Source organism: Mycobacterium sp. WMMD1722 (assembly GCF_049315205.1).
Lineage (GTDB): Bacteria > Actinomycetota > Actinomycetes > Mycobacteriales > Mycobacteriaceae > Mycobacterium.
This window is the reverse complement of sequence record NZ_CP186056.1, coordinates 1230066-1244673: the sequence shown is the minus strand read 5'-3', so window position 1 is coordinate 1244673 and position 14608 is coordinate 1230066. Positions and strand designations below refer to the sequence as shown.

Here is a 14608-nt window from a genome sequence, read left to right as displayed (position 1 = left end):
TCATGTTGCGAGTGGCCGTCCCCAACAAGGGCGCGCTGAGCGAATCGGCGGCCGAGATCCTGGCCGAGGCCGGCTACCGCCGTCGCCGCGACGCCAAAGACCTCACCGTGGTCGACCCGGCGAACAACGTGGAGTTCTTCTTCCTGCGCCCCAAGGACATCGCGATCTATGTCGGATCCGGCCAACTGGACTTCGGCATCACCGGACGCGATCTGGCCGCCGAATCGGACGCGCCGGTTCGCGAGCGGCTGGCGCTGGGCTTCGGTGCCTCCACGTTCCGCTACGCCGCGCCGGCCGGCGCCGACTGGACGCCCGAGGATCTGGCGGGCAAGCGGATCGCGACCGCGTTCCCCAACCTGGTGCGCAAAGACCTCGCCGCCAGGGGGGTCGAGGCGACCGTGATCCGCTTGGACGGGGCCGTGGAGATCTCGGTGCAACTCGGGGTGGCCGACGCCATCGCCGATGTCGTCGGGTCCGGCCGTACGCTGAGCCTGCACAACCTGGTGGCGTTCGGGGATCCACTCTGCGATTCCGAAGCCGTGCTCATCGAACGTGACGGCGCGGACGACGCATCGGCGGCCGCCCGCGATCAGCTCGCCGCCCGGGTTCAGGGCGTCGTCTTCGGCCAGCAGTACCTGATGCTCGACTACGACTGTCCCCGAAGCCTTCTCGACCGCGCGACCGCGGTGACACCCGGACTGGAATCACCGACTATCGCGCCGTTGGCCGATCCGTCCTGGGCTGCGGTGCGAGCACTGGTGCCGCGCCGCGACGTCAACGCCATCATGGACGAGCTCGCCGCGATCGGCGCCAAAGCGATTCTGGCCTCCGACATCCGGTTCTGCCGCTTCTGATTCAGCGGGTGAGCCGCCGCGCGCCGTGTTAGCGTCCGTGGCGAGTTCACCGCCGGCCGGAGGTCCCGATGACGCACGCCCTTGTCCTGTTGCTGGCCCTGCTCATCGGCGTGATCGCCGGGCTGCGGGCGTTCACCGCTCCGGCGGTCGTGGCCTGGGCGGGCCTACTGGACTGGCTGGTTCTGGACGGGACCTGGGCGCAGTGGATGGCCCACCCCATCACCGTCACCGTGCTGACCGTCCTGCTGGTCGGTGAACTGGTCACCGACCAGCTCCCCAAGACCCCCAGCCGCAAGACGGCCATGCAATTCGTCGCCCGCCTCGCCTCCGGCGGCTTCGCCGGTGCGGTCCTCGGCACCGCCTTCGGCTACACGTTCGGCGGGCTCGGCGGCGGGGTCATCGGTGCGGTGCTCGGGACGCTCGGTGGCTACGAGGTGCGCAGTCGGCTGGTCGCGCGCAACGGCGGCCGTGACCTCCCGATCGCCCTGGCCGAGGACGCGGTCGCCGTCGTCGGCGGCTTAGTGATCGTGTGGCTGGCGTCGGTGATCTGACATGTCGGCAGAGGCAACGCATTTCGACGCGATCATCATCGGCGCCGGGCAGGCCGGACCACCGCTGGCGGGGCGGCTGACCGAAGCCGGTCAACGGGTCGCGGTGATCGAGCGCAAACTCGTCGGCGGCACCTGCGTCAACTACGGATGCATACCCACCAAGACGTTGGTCGCCAGCGCCCACGCCGCCCATCTCGCCCGGCGCGCCGCGGAGTACGGCGTCGGTACCGGCGAGGTGACCGTCGACATGGCCAAGGTCAAGGCCCGCAAGGACAAGGTCATGCTCGACGACCGCCACGGCGTCGAGTCCTGGCTCGAGGGTATGGACGGGTGCACGTTCATCCGCGGCCACGCCCGCTTCGAGGACCCGCACACCGTGCGCGTCGGTGACCGACTGCTGCGGGCCGACCGCATCTACCTCAACGTGGGCGGGCGGGCGGTGGTGCCCGACCTGCCCGGACTGCAGGACATCGACTATCTGACCAACGTCAGCATCCTCGAACTCGACGTCGTGCCCGAACATCTCGTGGTCATCGGGGGCAGCTACATCGCGCTGGAGTTCGCGCAGATGTACCGCCGATTCGGTGCGCGGGTCACCGTCATCGAGCACGGCCCACGGCTGACGTCCCGGGAGGACGAGGACGTCTCCGCCGCGATCGCAGACATTCTGCGCAATGAGGGCATCGACATCATCGTCGACGCCACCGACATCCGATTCACCAAGCGCGACAACGGTTTCGAGGTGGTCGCCAAGGACGGCGCCGAACCGGTCAGCGGCAGCCACCTGCTGCTGGCGGTCGGCCGGCGGCCCAACACCGACGACCTCGGCCTGGACGCGGCCGGGGTGCAGACCGATGAGCGGGGCAACGTGGTCGTCGACGACGAGCTGCGCACCAGCGTCGAGCACATCTGGGCGATGGGGGACTGCAACGGCAAGGGTGCCTTCACCCACACGTCGTACAACGACTTCGAGATCGTCGCGGCCAACCTCCTCGACAACGACCCCCGCCGGGTCAGTGACCGGATCACCACCTACGCGCTGTACATCGACCCGCCGCTGGGACGCGCCGGGCTGACCGCCGATCAGGTGCGCAAGTCCGGACGCGCGGCGTTGGTCGGCAAGCGCCCGATGACGCGGGTCGGCCGGGCTGTCGAGAAGGGGGAGACGCAAGGTTTCATGAAGGTCGTCGTCGACGCCGAAACCGAGGAGATCCTGGGGGCGGCGATTCTCGGTGTGGGCGGGGACGAGGTGGTGCAGGACATCCTCGACGTGATGACGGCGAAATTGCCCTACACCGCCATCTCGCGGACCATGCACATCCACCCGACGGTCAGCGAGCTGGTGCCGACGATGCTGCAGGACTTGAAGCCGCTGCAATAGTCTGCCGGCCCACCGTCACTTCCTGCGCGACCCGGGCCACCCGCGCGCCGAGGTGGCGGCACGTACGAATGTCGGCCTCCGGCAACCGATCCGGGGGTAGGTCGACGTCGGTCTGCGCCCCGGCGCCGAGGAAGAAGCCCAACCGGTTGAGGTCGTCGGCGCTGCCGGCGGCCGAGTTCCAGCCGGCGACCAGACCGAGATTCACCCAGTGCATGTGATGTTGTGCGGCGAACACCGCCAGTGACATCAGTGTGCTCAACTTGTCGCCGCTCATGGCTCCGGAGTTGGTGAAGCCGGCAGCCAGTTTGTCGCGCCAGGTGCCCTCCTGACACCGTCGGCCGGTGCGTTCGGCGAACGCCTGGAACGCTGCCGAGACGCCGCCCATATAGGTGGGGCTGCCGAACACGATGGCGTCGGCGCGATCGAGTACCGCCCACTGCGCATCGGTGATGGTGTCGACCGCGATCATCTCGATCAGGGCGCCGGTGTCACGGGCGCCCCGTGCGACGGCTTCTGCCAGCACCGCGGTGTGGCCGTAGCCGGAGTGATACGCGACGGCGACCGTGGCCACCACGTCATCGGCGGGCATGGTCCACCTCCTGCTTGCGCGCCAGCCAATCCGGGAGCCGCCGGCCGGCCAGATGCGCATCGAGACGGTCGAGGAAGGCGTGGGTGCCGCCCAGAAACCCGGATGCGTTGCGCACGCCGAGTCCGCGGTGGGTGAAGCGCAGCAGCGTGCCGCCCCCGTCGTCGGGCCGCAGCTCGTAGCGGACAACGCCGTCCTCGACGATCGGCTGGCGCCACTCGTGTTCGAACACATGCGGCGGATTCCAGACCAGGATGCGCCCGGTCATCCGCTTGACGTCGTCGGGCAGCGGCGGGCCGGTGGCGACCATGTCGATGGTGCCGCCCGCGCGAGGCTCGATCGTGGTGGCGCCGAACCACATCCCACGCTCCGCCGGATCGGTGATCGCGGCCCACACCACCTCGACCGGGAACGGCAGCCGGCGTTCGAAGGTGAGAACCGCCCGATCGCCATCGACGGTGAGGATCCCCTCGGCCGCGCTCATCGGCTCTCCTCGGCCCGCCGGTGCAGATGACGCTCGAGGTCGTCGAGATGACCGGACCAGAACCGCCGGTAGCGCTCGATCCATGTGCTGATCTCCACGAGCCCGTCGGCGCGCAGCGCGTAGATCCGCCGCTGCGCGTCGGGCCGGACTTCCACCAGGCCCACCTCCCGCAATACCCGGAGGTGACGCGACACCGTCGGCTGGGTCAGACCGGGCAGGGCATCGACCAATTCGCCGGCGGTGCGCTCGCCGCCGGCCAGGGTGTCGAGGAGGACGCGCCGGTTCGGTTCGGCGACTGCTTCGAAAACATCCACCCCAGTAGTATGCATTAGCGTCTATATAGACGCAATCGGATATTAGGTGCGGTGCTGGACCAGCAGCGTCTGCGCGGATGTCCCGATGAAGCCGTGACGGTCGAACAGCTCCGCGGTGGTCACGCCGACGCCGTCGGGGCCGATCGAGCCGCGGGCGCGTAGCCCGAAATCGTGCCCCTCGGGCAGCCGGTGCAGATGCACCACGGTGTCGGTGTTCATGAACATGTACTGCTGTGGGTCCAGTGCCGCCCCCAGCCCATTGGCCGAGTCGACGACCATCGCCAGCCGCTGCAGCGCGGTGGTGGGTTCGTCGTCGACCAGCGGCACCAACGGGGTGAGCCAGCCGACGGCGGCCGTGCCGTCGTCGACCTGTTTACGCCAGTCGACCGTTTCGAGATATCCCTGCGCCCCTTCCCAGGCGTGGCTCTGGGTCACCGCCGGACCCTCGTCGATCGGCGGATGGCGGTCCGTGGCGGCGTCACGGGTGTCGCTGGTGGCGATGAGCCACGCGCTGACGCGGCCCACCGGCCTGGCGCCTCCGACCGGCGTCATCTCCGCGGTCATCATCGCGATGCGGCTGCCGGGCCGTGACACCCAGGCGCGGGCCCGCATCGGCACTACCGGGATGGCGCCCAGCAGATCGAGTGTCAGCCGTCCGACGCGCATGCCCTCGGGCGCCTGCTCCTCGATCAGCTTCGTCAGCAAGGCCAACGGCGGTGAACCGTGCTGGATCTCGGGGCCCCAGTTGCTGCGGGTGTCCGGCGTCGACTCGAACACCTGGTGGTCGCCGTCGTCGGGCAGCCGGTGATACAGGTGACCGATCACGCCGCCGGATCCTGCGGCCACCCTGGGTACGGCGGCGGCACACCACCGAATTCCGGGCACAACGCCCGATGGGCACACCACCCGCACAACCGTGACGGCTTGGGCCGGAAGTCTCCGGTGACCCCGGCCGCCTGGATCGCGCGCCAGATCGCGGTGAGCAGCCGCTCGAAGCGAACGAGTTCGTCGAGGTCGGGGGAGTAGTCGAGCACTTGACCGTCGGCCAGGTAGAGCAGCCGCAGCCGGGCCGGCAACACCCCGCGTGAGCGCAGCAGCGCCACCGCATAGAACTTCATCTGGAACAGCGCTTTGGCCTCGGCCAGCGCCCAGACTTCCGACGGCGCCTTACCGGTCTTGTAATCGACCACCCGCAGCTCGCCGGTGGGCGCGACATCGATCCGGTCGACGAATCCCCGCAGCAGGGTGCCGTCGGCCAATTCGACCTCGATGTGCTGTTCACACCCCTGCGGATCGAAGCGGGTCGGATCCTCGAGGCGGTAGTAACCGGACAGCAGCGCGCGGGCCTCGCCGAGCAGAGCGTCCTGCACCACGGGGTCCACTTCGTCGGTCAGGGCCGGGTTCTCGGTGGCCAGCCGATCCCAGGCCGGCGCGATCAGCCCCAACGCGGTGTCGTGATCGCGCTCGGCCGCGGGCAGGGCGTAGAGCTGCTCCAGGGCGGCGTGCACCACCGAACCGCGCAGTTGCGCCGTCGAGTGTGGTTCGGGCAGGCGGTCGATGGCGCGGAAGCGGTAGAGCAGCGGACACTGCTTGAAATCGCTGGCCCGCGACGGTGACAACGCGGGCCGCCGCGGCGGCGCCAGCTGTTCACCCATGTCCGGAAGCCTAGATCGGGCCGCCGACAAATCTCGACAACCCCGCGCCCGGCCGGTCGCGTGTCAACTGGCAGGCTCATCGGCATGCGCAGAACCGGTCCGTTCGAAGTCGGTGATCGTGTGCAGCTCACCGACGCCAAGGGCCGGCACTACACGATGCTGTTGACGCCTGGGGGTGAATTCCACACCCACCGCGGGATGATCGCACTCGACGCAGTGATCGGGCTGCCCGAAGGCAGTGTGGTCAAGTCGACGAGCGGCGACCAGTTCCTGGTCTTGCGGCCGTTGCTGGTGGACTACGTGATGTCGATGCCGCGCGGCGCGCAGGTCATCTATCCCAAGGACGCCGCACAGATCGTGCACGAGGGTGACATCTTCCCGGGCGCGCGGGTGCTCGAGGCCGGCGCCGGCTCGGGGGCCCTGACGTGCTCGCTGCTGCGCGCGGTGGGGCCGCAGGGGCAGGTGACGTCCTATGACATCCGCGACGATCACGCCGTGCACGCCGAGCGCAATGTGGTGACCTTCTTCGGTGAACGCCCGGCCAACTGGGATCTGGTGATCGCCGATCTCAACGACTATCCGGGCGGCGAGGTCGACCGCGTGGTGCTCGACATGCTCGCCCCGTGGGAGGTGCTGGGCACCGTCGCGGACGCGCTCGTGCCGGGCGGGGTGCTGATGATCTACGTCGCGACGGTGACCCAGCTCTCGCGGGCGGTGGAGGCGCTGCGTGAACAGCAGTGCTGGACCGAGCCGCGGGCGTGGGAGAGCATGCAGCGCGGGTGGTACGTCGTCGGGCTGGCGGTGCGGCCCCAGCACACGATGCGCGGGCACACCGCGTTTCTGATCAGCGTCCGCAGGCTGGCGCCCGGCGCGGTGGCGCCGATCCCGCTGCGCCGCAAGCGTCAGCTCGTCCAGCCGGACCCGGACTGACCGTCACTCGTCGGTGCTGCGCCGCAGCGCGCGGTGCACGGAGAGCAGCTCGAGCTCGGGCCGGGCGGCGACCAGGCGTTCCGCGGCGTCGAGGACATCCACCACGTGCCCGCGGTCGCCCGCCACCACCGCCACGCCGATGCCGGCGCGCCGGTGTAGGTCCTGGGCGGAGGTCTCGGCCGCCGAGACGCCGAACCGGCGCTGTAATTCGGCGATCACCGGACGAATCGCCGACCGCTTCTGTTTCAGCGAGCGGACGTCGCCCAGGAGCACGTCGAACTCCAACCAGCCGATCCACATGGGTCAGGGGGGTGGGTCCTGGGCGGTGCCGAAGTCCAGGAGCAGATCCGCCGTGTCGCGGGTCAGCAACCAGCCCGGGTCTGCCGGGGTGAACTCCATGGGGAAGCTGAACTCGCCGGACTGCGGGTTGGCGGTGGTGACCACCACGGTCGCCGTCACGTCGCCCGTCCGGGTGGGCGACCACGTCAGATCCCGTGCTTGAAACGCCAGCGGGAGGAAACCGTTGTCGGCCAGTGCCTTGCCGAACCGGTCGAGGGCCGCGGCGTCACCGGGTCCGGAGTCCTGGACCAGGGCGGCTCGTTCGGGCGCGGGCACGTTCACATCGGCCAGGCGGCTGAGGACGTCGGTCAACGCCTCGGGGGCGGGCAGCGGTGCCGCCGGCGCGGTGGCGATCACCGGGCTGGACGTCGAGGTCGACGGGGGAGCCGCCGGCGGCGGGGAGTCGTGACCGCACCCGGTAAGCCCGAACGCCGCCACCGTGACGGTGGCGGCGCTCAGGTACCTGGTGATCGTGGTGCGTCGCACCGGTCGACGGCTCAGCCGACCGCCGAGAGCAGCGACAGGGCCGAGCCCTTCGAGACCTGCCAGCCGGTGGGGCTGGGGCCCGCGACGAAGACGATGTTCTGGGTGGCGGTACCGCCGGTCGCGGCCGTCGCGGTGACCGATGCGGTGGCGACGCCACCGTTCTGGTCCACGTCGACGACGTTGAAGGTGAGCGGGAACTTGCCCTGCGCGGCGGCGTTGTTGTACGCACGGTCGGCAGTCAGCGCCTCGAAGCGGCCGATGCCTCCCTGGATGTAGGGCGCCTTACCGCTGAACGAGCCGGGGCCGGCCAGCGCGGACAGCGTCTGGGTCAGCGGGGCTGCCAGATCGGGCGCGGGGACCTGCGGCGCCGGCGCGACGACCGGCGCGGCCGCGGCAATCGGGGCCGCTGCAATGGACGTCACACCTGCCGCGGCACCCGCTACGGCGACGGCTGCTGCAACGCCGGTTACGAGGGATTTCAGGGTCACGGCTTTCCTTTCGATCTGCCTAACTAGTCTTTGAGGTTAACAGTGGTGCGGGTGTGTCGAATTGCTAGACCGCACACAAAGTCTGAATCGCCGGTAGCGTTGAAGTTGTTACTGCACCAATATCCGGTGCGGGAGAGGGGCGCAACATGAGTGAGTCACAGCGTCACGAGGCCAGAGAAGATGGTCTCTCCAGTGAGGACGCCGCCGAGTTGGAGGAGCTCCGACGGGAGGCCGCGGTTCTGCGCGAACAGCTCGAGAGCGCGGTCGGGTCGCAGAGCGGCCTGCGCAGCGCACGCGACGTACATCAGCTCGAGGCGCGCATCGACTCGCTGGCGGCTCGCAACTCGAAGTTGATGGAAACCCTCAAAGAGGCCCGCCAGCAGCTGCTCGCCCTGCGCGAAGAGGTGGACCGGCTGGGTCAGCCGCCCAGCGGCTACGGTGTGCTGCTCTCCGCGCACGAGGACGACACCGTCGACGTTTTCACCTCCGGTCGCAAGATGCGGCTGACGTGCTCGCCGAACATCGACACCAGCCTGCTCAAGCAGGGTCAGACCGTTCGTCTGAACGAGGCGTTGACCGTCGTCGAGGCCGGCAACTACGAAGCCGTCGGTGAGATCAGCACCCTGCGCGAGATCCTCGCCGACGGGCACCGCGCACTGGTCGTCGGTCACGCCGACGAAGAGCGCATCGTGTGGCTCGCCGAACCGTTGGTGGCCGTGGAAGACCTCCCGTTGGAGGTCGAGGACGGCGTCGACGACGATCTGCGCCCGCGCAAGCTGCGCCCCGGTGACTCCCTGCTCGTCGACACGAAGGCCGGGTATGCCTTCGAGCGCATCCCCAAGGCCGAGGTCGAGGACCTGGTGCTCGAGGAGGTGCCCGACGTCAGCTACAACGACATCGGCGGCCTGGGCCGGCAGATCGAGCAGATCCGCGACGCCGTGGAGCTGCCGTTCCTGCACAAGGAGCTCTACCGCGAATACTCGCTGCGTCCCCCCAAGGGTGTGCTGCTCTACGGCCCGCCCGGCTGCGGTAAGACGCTGATCGCCAAGGCGGTGGCGAATTCGCTGGCCAAGAAGATGGCCGAGGTGCGGGGTGACGACGCCCGCGAGGCGAAGAGCTACTTCCTCAACATCAAGGGTCCCGAGCTGCTCAACAAGTTCGTCGGGGAGACCGAACGACACATCCGGCTGATCTTCCAGCGGGCCCGTGAGAAGGCCTCCGAGGGCACGCCGGTGATCGTGTTCTTCGACGAGATGGATTCGATCTTCCGCACCCGCGGTACCGGCGTCAGCTCGGACGTGGAGACCACGGTGGTCCCGCAGCTGCTCTCGGAGATCGACGGCGTCGAAGGGCTGGAGAACGTCATCGTGATCGGCGCCTCCAACCGCGAGGACATGATCGACCCGGCGATTCTGAGGCCCGGCCGTCTGGACGTCAAGATCAAGATCGAGCGACCGGATGCCGAAGCGGCGCAGGACATCTTCAGCAAGTACCTCACCGAGGAGCTGCCGGTTCACGAAGACGACCTGGCCGAATTCGGCGGCGACCGGTCGCAGACCATCAAGGCGATGATCGAGAAGGTCGTCGACCGGATGTACGCGGAGATCGACGACAACCGCTTTCTCGAGGTCACCTACGCCAACGGCGACAAAGAGGTCATGTACTTCAAGGACTTCAACTCCGGCGCGATGATCCAGAACGTCGTCGACCGGGCGAAGAAGTACGCGATCAAGTCGGTCCTCGAGACGGGCCAGCGGGGTCTGCGGATCCAGCACCTGCTCGACTCGATCGTCGACGAGTTCGCCGAGAACGAGGACCTGCCCAACACCACCAATCCCGACGATTGGGCACGGATCTCGGGCAAGAAGGGGGAACGGATCGTCTACATCCGCACCCTGGTCACCGGCAAGAGCTCGTCGGCCAGCCGGGCCATCGACACCGAGAGCAACCTGGGTCAGTACCTCTGACCCAGGTCGCCCGCGGTCGAACGGCTCAGGGGTAGACGTCAGGCCAGCAACGAGTAGCTGTTGGCCAGATCATCCTGGGTCACGCTGGCCTTGCGGGTGGAGGTGTCGATCCGCAACGGCGCATCGAGCACCCGGGTTTCGTAGCGCCAGCCGTCGGGCAGCGCGAGGCGGTCGGCCAGGCCCGGGAGATCGGACAGGCCGAGGGCGGGGTCGACGGTCTGACTCCACGTCTGCATGACCCATCGACGGCTCTGGGCGTCCACCAGCTCGAACACCGGCCTCCCGGCGTCGAAGATGAAGGTGGCCTTCCGGTCCACCTCGTTGACCGAATACGGCGACGGATTCATCGACGAGAGGGCCACAGTGGCCTGCAGGAGCATGTCGATGCCCCCGAACGTCTGCATCTCGGTCTCGGTGCCACCCGGCTTGTCGATACCGCTCATCAGCCAGTACCGCGGACCGTTGAGCAGTGCGGCGGCCGCACCGTGCTCCGCGGCGAGGGCCTGGGCGTCGAGCCGCTGCCACAGCTCAGCCGGACAATCGTTGAGCGGATAGGTGTTGTACACGCTGGCAGCGGGGCCCGATTCGGTCATCCGGACCAGCAGCACCTCCCCGTAGCGCTTACCGAACACGTCGTCCATTGGCCGGCTCCTCCTGTCATGTCCTCTCGAGATACGCATCACGTGCGTCCAGTGTGACGGCGAGATCGGCGAACAGCGGGTCGAGGAACTCGGCACGGTGGTCGGCGTCGCTGACCGCGCGGGCACTGAGATACATGAACGTCAGGCCGCCCTGGAACAGGGTGACGTGCGCCAGCGGCAGCGGCACGGGCAGCACGACGTCGAGCAACGACACCTGGCTGGTGTCCCCGCCGGTCCAGTGTGCCAGCACCGCGGGACTCAGGACGATGAACCCGAGCACGAAGAAGATCGCCATCGTCACCAGCGCGACGGTGACGATCTGGATGACCTGTGAACCGACCGCCACGAACAGCAGGTTGGCGCGCTCGGCGCGGCTCAGCGGTGCCGAGGCGCTGTCGAGATCGACTTCGGTGGTCACTGCGCGCACCCGATCGCGCATGCTGGCCGTGAGGAACGAGATCGCAATGACGGCCATGAACGCGGCCAGCAGCCAGAACCGATCGGTGCTCAAGTTGGCCGCCATCGACCACACCGGCGAGTTGAAGAACACCAGCACGGTCAGCAGCACGACCGGCAGCGCCCGGGCCGCCAGCCGGCCGGCAGCCGCCAGGTGGTTCAGGGTCGTACGCACGCCCCACGCCAGGATCGAACCGAGTCCGGTTGCGGTGCACAGCAATATCGCGCACAGCACGACGACGTCGAAGGAGATGTCGGCGAGCGCGTCGAGAAGTCCGTCCTGGTACAGATCCGACAGCGGCGCGACCACTATGGCGGTGATCGCGACGGCCCGGCGCAACGAGTTCCGGCGGATCCGCGAGACGGCCCAGCCCGCCGCCACCACCGCCGGGAGGATGCCGGCCAACAGCACCAGAACCGTCCAGTCCCGCAGCGACAGGTCGTCGTCGATGGTGATGTCCTGACCGCCCGTCAGCACCGCGATGGCCAGATAGGCGAGCATCCAGGTCAGATAGGCCGCCAGCCCCGGCGCGCTGCGGGCGAGGACGTCACGCCACCGGTCGCGGCGCCTGAGCACGGCGGGCACGCCGCGGGCCAGGAACCATCGGGCGGCGGTGCCGTCGCGTCCGGCGGTGTCTGGCGTCATCGCTACCTCTCAGTCGCCGCGACGAAACGCAGAGCAGCAGGATCGCGATCGCCGGTCATCGGCAACAGTCCACCAAGTGCGACCGGAGGCCGCAAGCGCCGGTCATCTGCGCCCGAGGCGCGTCACCTACGCTCTAAGCATGCAGCGGATCATCGGAACCGAGGTGGAATACGGCATCTCATCGCCGTCCGACCCGACCGCGAATCCGATCCTGACGTCCACCCAGGCAGTGCTGGCCTATGCCGCGGCGGCCGGTATCCAGCGCGCCAAACGCACCCGCTGGGACTACGAGGTCGAATCGCCCCTGCGCGACGCCCGTGGTTTCGACCTCAGCCGTGCCTCCGGACCTCCGCCGGTGGTGGACGCCGACGAGGTCGGTGCCGCCAACATGATCCTGACCAACGGCGCCCGGCTCTACGTCGATCACGCTCACCCCGAATACTCGGCCCCCGAGGTCACGGACCCGTTGGACGCGGTGATCTGGGACAAGGCTGGCGAGCGCGTCATGGAGGCCGCCGCACGCCACGTGGCCAGCGTGCCGGGTGCGGCGAAACTGCAGCTCTACAAGAACAACGTCGACGGCAAGGGCGCGTCGTACGGCACCCACGAGAACTATCTGATGAGCCGGCACACACCGTTCTCCGCGGTGATCTCCGGTCTGACCCCGTTCCTGGTGTCACGCCAGGTGGTGACCGGGTCCGGACGGGTCGGAATCGGCCCGTCGGGTGACGAACCCGGCTTTCAGCTGTCTCAGCGGGCCGACTACATCGAGGTGGAGGTCGGCCTCGAGACCACCCTCAAGCGGGGGATCATCAACACCCGCGACGAGCCGCACGCCGATGCGGACAAGTACCGCCGGCTGCACGTCATCATCGGCGATGCGAACCTGGCCGAGACCTCGACCTATCTCAAGGTGGGCACCACCTCGCTGGTGCTCGACCTGATCGAGGAGGGTCCGGCCCACGGGCTGGACGTCAGCGATCTGATGCTGGCCCGGCCGGTGCACGCCGTGCACGTCGTCAGCCGCGATCCGTCGCTGCGGGCGACCGTGGCCATGGCGGACGGGCGCGAGCTGACCGCGCTGGCGCTGCAGCGGATCTATCTGGACCGGGTGGCCAAGCTGGTCGATGCCCGCGACCCGGATCCGCGCGCCTCGCACGTGCTCGAGACCTGGGCGCACGTGCTGGATCTGCTCGAACGCGATCCGATGGAGTGCGCGGAGATCCTGGACTGGCCGGCCAAACTTCGGCTGCTCGAGGGGTTCCGCAACCGGGAGAATCTGGCCTGGTCCGCGCCCCGGCTGCACCTGGTCGACCTGCAATACTCCGACGTCCGTCTCGACAAGGGTCTGTACAACCGGCTGGTGGCCCGCGGATCGATGCAGCGGCTCGTCACCGAGCAGCAGGTGCTCGACGCGGTCGACAACCCGCCGACCGATACGCGCGCGTACTTCCGCGGTGAGTGTCTGCGTCGCTTCGGCGCCGACATCGCCGCGGCGAGTTGGGACTCGGTCATCTTCGATCTCGGCGGTGATTCGCTCGTGCGGATTCCCACCCTCGAGCCGCTGCGGGGTAGCAAGGCCCACGTCGGCGCCCTGCTGGACTCCGTCGACAGCGCCGCGCAGCTCGTCGAACAGCTGACGAACTGAGCCCTGTCACCCCCGGCATTCCGGGTGCCGACCGGTAGTGTGGAAGAACGACGGGCAGCGGTGAGCCCGTTGATGACAAGTGCAGGAGGCGGCGATGGCGCAGGAGCAGACCAAGCGTGGCGGTGGCGGCGGCGAGGACGACGACCTCACCGCAGGCGCGGCCGGCGGGCAGGAGCGTCGCGAGAAGCTGGCCGAGGAGACCGACGATCTGCTCGACGAGATCGACGACGTGCTCGAGGAGAACGCCGAGGACTTCGTGCGCGCATACGTCCAAAAGGGCGGACAGTGACCTGGCAGCAGTTCGAACCGCTCGCCGATCCCTTCACCCGACCGACTCCCGGAGCCCCCTCCGTGACGCCCTCGTTCCCCGGGAATCTGTCGTCGTTCTCCGACATGTTGCGCAGCCAGGCTCCCCATCTGCTGCCGTTCGGCGGTGCTGACGCCCGCGGTGGCGTCACCGATGCGGTGCCGCACGGCACGACGATCGTTGCGCTGAAGTATCCGGGTGGGGTGGTGATGGCCGGCGACCGGCGCGCCACCCAGGGACACATGATCGCCAGCCGCGACGTGCAGAAGGTGTACATCACCGACGACTACACGGCGACGGGTATCGCGGGCACCGCGGCCATCGCCGTCGAATTCGCCCGTCTCTACGCCGTCGAACTCGAGCACTACGAGAAGCTCGAGGGGGTCGCATTGACGTTCCCGGGCAAGGTGAACCGGCTGGCGACGATGGTGCGCGGCAACCTCGGCGCGGCATTGCAGGGCTTCGTGGCGCTTCCGCTGCTGGCCGGCTACGACCTGGACGACCCGAACCCGGAGTCGGCGGGGCGCATCGTGTCCTTCGACGCCGCCGGCGGCCACAACCTCGAAGAAGAGGGCTACCAGTCGGTCGGTTCGGGGTCGATCTTCGCCAAGTCGTCGATCAAGAAGCTCTACAGCCAGGTGGTCGATGCCGAATCGGCGCTGCGGGTGGCGATCGAGGCGCTCTATGACGCCGCCGACGACGACTCCGCCACCGGCGGACCGGATCTGGTGCGAGGCATCTATCCGACGGCGGTCGTCCTCAGCGCCGACGGCGCCGAAGAGGTCAGCGAGGAGCGGATCGCCGGACTGGCCCGCGAAATCATCCAAAGTCGTTCGCGCGCCGACACGTTCGGCCCCGACGCCGAATAGGCAGGC

At 68.5% G+C, this 14608-nt stretch carries 18 protein-coding genes; 8 read left to right on the top strand and 10 right to left on the bottom strand.

The window, feature by feature from the left end; genetic code table 11:
* Positions 1-2: 2 nt before the first annotated feature.
* The 3 genes from hisG to ACN27E_RS05775 all read left to right on the top strand — a co-directional run bounded on the left by hisG (position 3) and on the right by ACN27E_RS05775 (position 2786).
* Positions 3-854: an ATP phosphoribosyltransferase gene (gene hisG / locus ACN27E_RS05785; protein ID WP_422747323.1), complete on the top strand. Its 852-nt coding sequence runs from the start codon at positions 3-5 to the stop codon at positions 852-854.
* Between the two features lie 68 nt (positions 855-922).
* Positions 923-1405, top strand: a complete 483-nt coding sequence (locus ACN27E_RS05780) for a DUF4126 domain-containing protein (RefSeq protein ID WP_422747321.1) — start codon at positions 923-925, stop codon at positions 1403-1405.
* 1 nt (position 1406) lies between these two features.
* Positions 1407-2786, top strand: coding sequence for an FAD-containing oxidoreductase (locus tag ACN27E_RS05775; RefSeq protein ID WP_422747320.1), 1380 nt, complete (start codon positions 1407-1409; stop codon positions 2784-2786).
* Here ACN27E_RS05775 and ACN27E_RS05770 read toward each other — a convergent pair.
* Genes ACN27E_RS05770 through ACN27E_RS05750 form a run of 5 tightly spaced genes read right to left on the bottom strand, consistent with a single transcriptional unit; the run spans position 2737 to position 5825 of the window.
* Positions 2737-3375 (bottom strand): flavodoxin family protein, encoded by a 639-nt coding sequence (locus ACN27E_RS05770; RefSeq protein ID WP_422747318.1) that lies wholly within the window; start codon positions 3373-3375, stop codon positions 2737-2739. The two genes, ACN27E_RS05775 and ACN27E_RS05770, sit on opposite strands and share 50 nt — an antisense overlap.
* Positions 3362-3856 (bottom strand): SRPBCC family protein, encoded by a 495-nt coding sequence (locus ACN27E_RS05765; protein WP_422747316.1) that lies wholly within the window; start codon positions 3854-3856, stop codon positions 3362-3364. Before ACN27E_RS05765 ends, ACN27E_RS05770 begins: the two co-directional genes overlap by 14 nt.
* Entirely contained in the window at positions 3853-4170 is a 318-nt protein-coding gene (locus tag ACN27E_RS05760; RefSeq protein WP_422747314.1) for an ArsR/SmtB family transcription factor, read from the bottom strand. Before ACN27E_RS05760 ends, ACN27E_RS05765 begins: the two co-directional genes overlap by 4 nt.
* Positions 4171-4212: 42 nt before the next feature.
* The gene (locus ACN27E_RS05755) at positions 4213-4995 is read right to left on the bottom strand and encodes a thioesterase family protein (RefSeq protein ID WP_422749644.1); all 783 of its coding nucleotides are present in this window, start codon (positions 4993-4995) and stop codon (positions 4213-4215) included.
* Positions 4992-5825 carry a RecB family exonuclease gene (locus ACN27E_RS05750; protein WP_422747312.1) on the bottom strand — a complete coding sequence of 278 codons (834 nt, stop codon included), beginning with the start codon at positions 5823-5825 and terminating at the stop codon, positions 4992-4994. The genes ACN27E_RS05755 and ACN27E_RS05750 overlap by 4 nt, the downstream gene beginning before the upstream one ends.
* An 84-nt stretch (positions 5826-5909) precedes the next feature.
* Between ACN27E_RS05750 and ACN27E_RS05745 the strand changes: the two genes are divergently transcribed.
* Positions 5910-6755: a tRNA (adenine-N1)-methyltransferase gene (locus ACN27E_RS05745; protein ID WP_422747310.1), complete on the top strand. Its 846-nt coding sequence runs from the start codon at positions 5910-5912 to the stop codon at positions 6753-6755.
* Between the two features lie 3 nt (positions 6756-6758).
* On the opposite strand, the gene ACN27E_RS05740 is transcribed toward ACN27E_RS05745, so the two are convergent.
* The 3 genes from ACN27E_RS05740 to ACN27E_RS05730 are packed head-to-tail and all read right to left on the bottom strand — an operon-like array spanning position 6759 to position 8068.
* Positions 6759-7055 (bottom strand): DUF503 domain-containing protein, encoded by a 297-nt coding sequence (locus ACN27E_RS05740; RefSeq protein ID WP_422747308.1) that lies wholly within the window; start codon positions 7053-7055, stop codon positions 6759-6761.
* A gap of 3 nt (positions 7056-7058) precedes the next feature.
* Positions 7059-7580 carry a hypothetical protein gene (locus ACN27E_RS05735; protein ID WP_422747306.1) on the bottom strand — a complete coding sequence of 174 codons (522 nt, stop codon included), beginning with the start codon at positions 7578-7580 and terminating at the stop codon, positions 7059-7061.
* Between the two features lie 11 nt (positions 7581-7591).
* Positions 7592-8068 carry a hypothetical protein gene (locus ACN27E_RS05730; protein WP_422747304.1) on the bottom strand — a complete coding sequence of 159 codons (477 nt, stop codon included), beginning with the start codon at positions 8066-8068 and terminating at the stop codon, positions 7592-7594.
* A gap of 146 nt (positions 8069-8214) precedes the next feature.
* Between ACN27E_RS05730 and arc the strand changes: the two genes are divergently transcribed.
* Positions 8215-10035 (top strand): proteasome ATPase, encoded by a 1821-nt coding sequence (arc, locus tag ACN27E_RS05725; RefSeq protein ID WP_422747302.1) that lies wholly within the window; start codon positions 8215-8217, stop codon positions 10033-10035.
* 38 nt (positions 10036-10073) lie between these two features.
* Here the strand turns inward: arc and ACN27E_RS05720 are convergent, their stop codons facing one another.
* A complete protein-coding gene (locus ACN27E_RS05720; RefSeq protein ID WP_422747300.1) occupies positions 10074-10676 on the bottom strand; it encodes a hypothetical protein in 603 nt (200 codons plus the stop codon).
* 16 nt (positions 10677-10692) lie between these two features.
* Positions 10693-11778 carry a hypothetical protein gene (locus ACN27E_RS05715; protein WP_422747298.1) on the bottom strand — a complete coding sequence of 362 codons (1086 nt, stop codon included), beginning with the start codon at positions 11776-11778 and terminating at the stop codon, positions 10693-10695.
* 139 nt (positions 11779-11917) lie between these two features.
* Here ACN27E_RS05715 and dop point away from each other — a divergent pair, with 139 nt between their 5' ends.
* The 3 genes from dop (at position 11918) to prcB (ending at position 14602) form a co-directional block, all read left to right on the top strand.
* Complete coding sequence (dop, locus tag ACN27E_RS05710) at positions 11918-13426, top strand: depupylase/deamidase Dop (protein WP_422747297.1); 1509 nt, start codon at positions 11918-11920, stop codon at positions 13424-13426.
* 94 nt (positions 13427-13520) lie between these two features.
* Positions 13521-13715, top strand: coding sequence for a ubiquitin-like protein Pup (locus ACN27E_RS05705; protein WP_422747295.1), 195 nt, complete (start codon positions 13521-13523; stop codon positions 13713-13715).
* Positions 13712-14602, top strand: a complete 891-nt coding sequence (prcB, locus tag ACN27E_RS05700) for a proteasome subunit beta (protein ID WP_422747294.1) — start codon at positions 13712-13714, stop codon at positions 14600-14602. Before ACN27E_RS05705 ends, prcB begins: the two co-directional genes overlap by 4 nt.
* Positions 14603-14608: the final 6 nt, after the last annotated feature.

What these genes read in the sequence shown, in the direction of transcription:
- ACN27E_RS05720 (WP_422747300.1), bottom strand. Translation starts at nt 10,676, where the DNA reads ATGGACGACGTGTTCGGTAAGCGCTACGGGGAGGTGCTGCTGGTCCGG.
- hisG (WP_422747323.1), top strand. Translation starts at nt 3, where the DNA reads ATGTTGCGAGTGGCCGTCCCCAACAAGGGCGCGCTGAGCGAATCGGCG.
- ACN27E_RS05775 (WP_422747320.1), top strand. Translation starts at nt 1,407, where the DNA reads ATGTCGGCAGAGGCAACGCATTTCGACGCGATCATCATCGGCGCCGGG.
- ACN27E_RS05740 (WP_422747308.1), bottom strand. Translation starts at nt 7,055, where the DNA reads ATGTGGATCGGCTGGTTGGAGTTCGACGTGCTCCTGGGCGACGTCCGC.
- arc (WP_422747302.1), top strand. Translation starts at nt 8,215, where the DNA reads ATGAGTGAGTCACAGCGTCACGAGGCCAGAGAAGATGGTCTCTCCAGT.
- ACN27E_RS05705 (WP_422747295.1), top strand. Translation starts at nt 13,521, where the DNA reads ATGGCGCAGGAGCAGACCAAGCGTGGCGGTGGCGGCGGCGAGGACGAC.
- ACN27E_RS05750 (WP_422747312.1), bottom strand. Translation starts at nt 5,825, where the DNA reads ATGGGTGAACAGCTGGCGCCGCCGCGGCGGCCCGCGTTGTCACCGTCG.
- ACN27E_RS05765 (WP_422747316.1), bottom strand. Translation starts at nt 3,856, where the DNA reads ATGAGCGCGGCCGAGGGGATCCTCACCGTCGATGGCGATCGGGCGGTT.
- ACN27E_RS05770 (WP_422747318.1), bottom strand. Translation starts at nt 3,375, where the DNA reads ATGCCCGCCGATGACGTGGTGGCCACGGTCGCCGTCGCGTATCACTCC.
- ACN27E_RS05780 (WP_422747321.1), top strand. Translation starts at nt 923, where the DNA reads ATGACGCACGCCCTTGTCCTGTTGCTGGCCCTGCTCATCGGCGTGATC.
- dop (WP_422747297.1), top strand. Translation starts at nt 11,918, where the DNA reads ATGCAGCGGATCATCGGAACCGAGGTGGAATACGGCATCTCATCGCCG.
- ACN27E_RS05715 (WP_422747298.1), bottom strand. Translation starts at nt 11,778, where the DNA reads ATGACGCCAGACACCGCCGGACGCGACGGCACCGCCGCCCGATGGTTC.
- ACN27E_RS05745 (WP_422747310.1), top strand. Translation starts at nt 5,910, where the DNA reads ATGCGCAGAACCGGTCCGTTCGAAGTCGGTGATCGTGTGCAGCTCACC.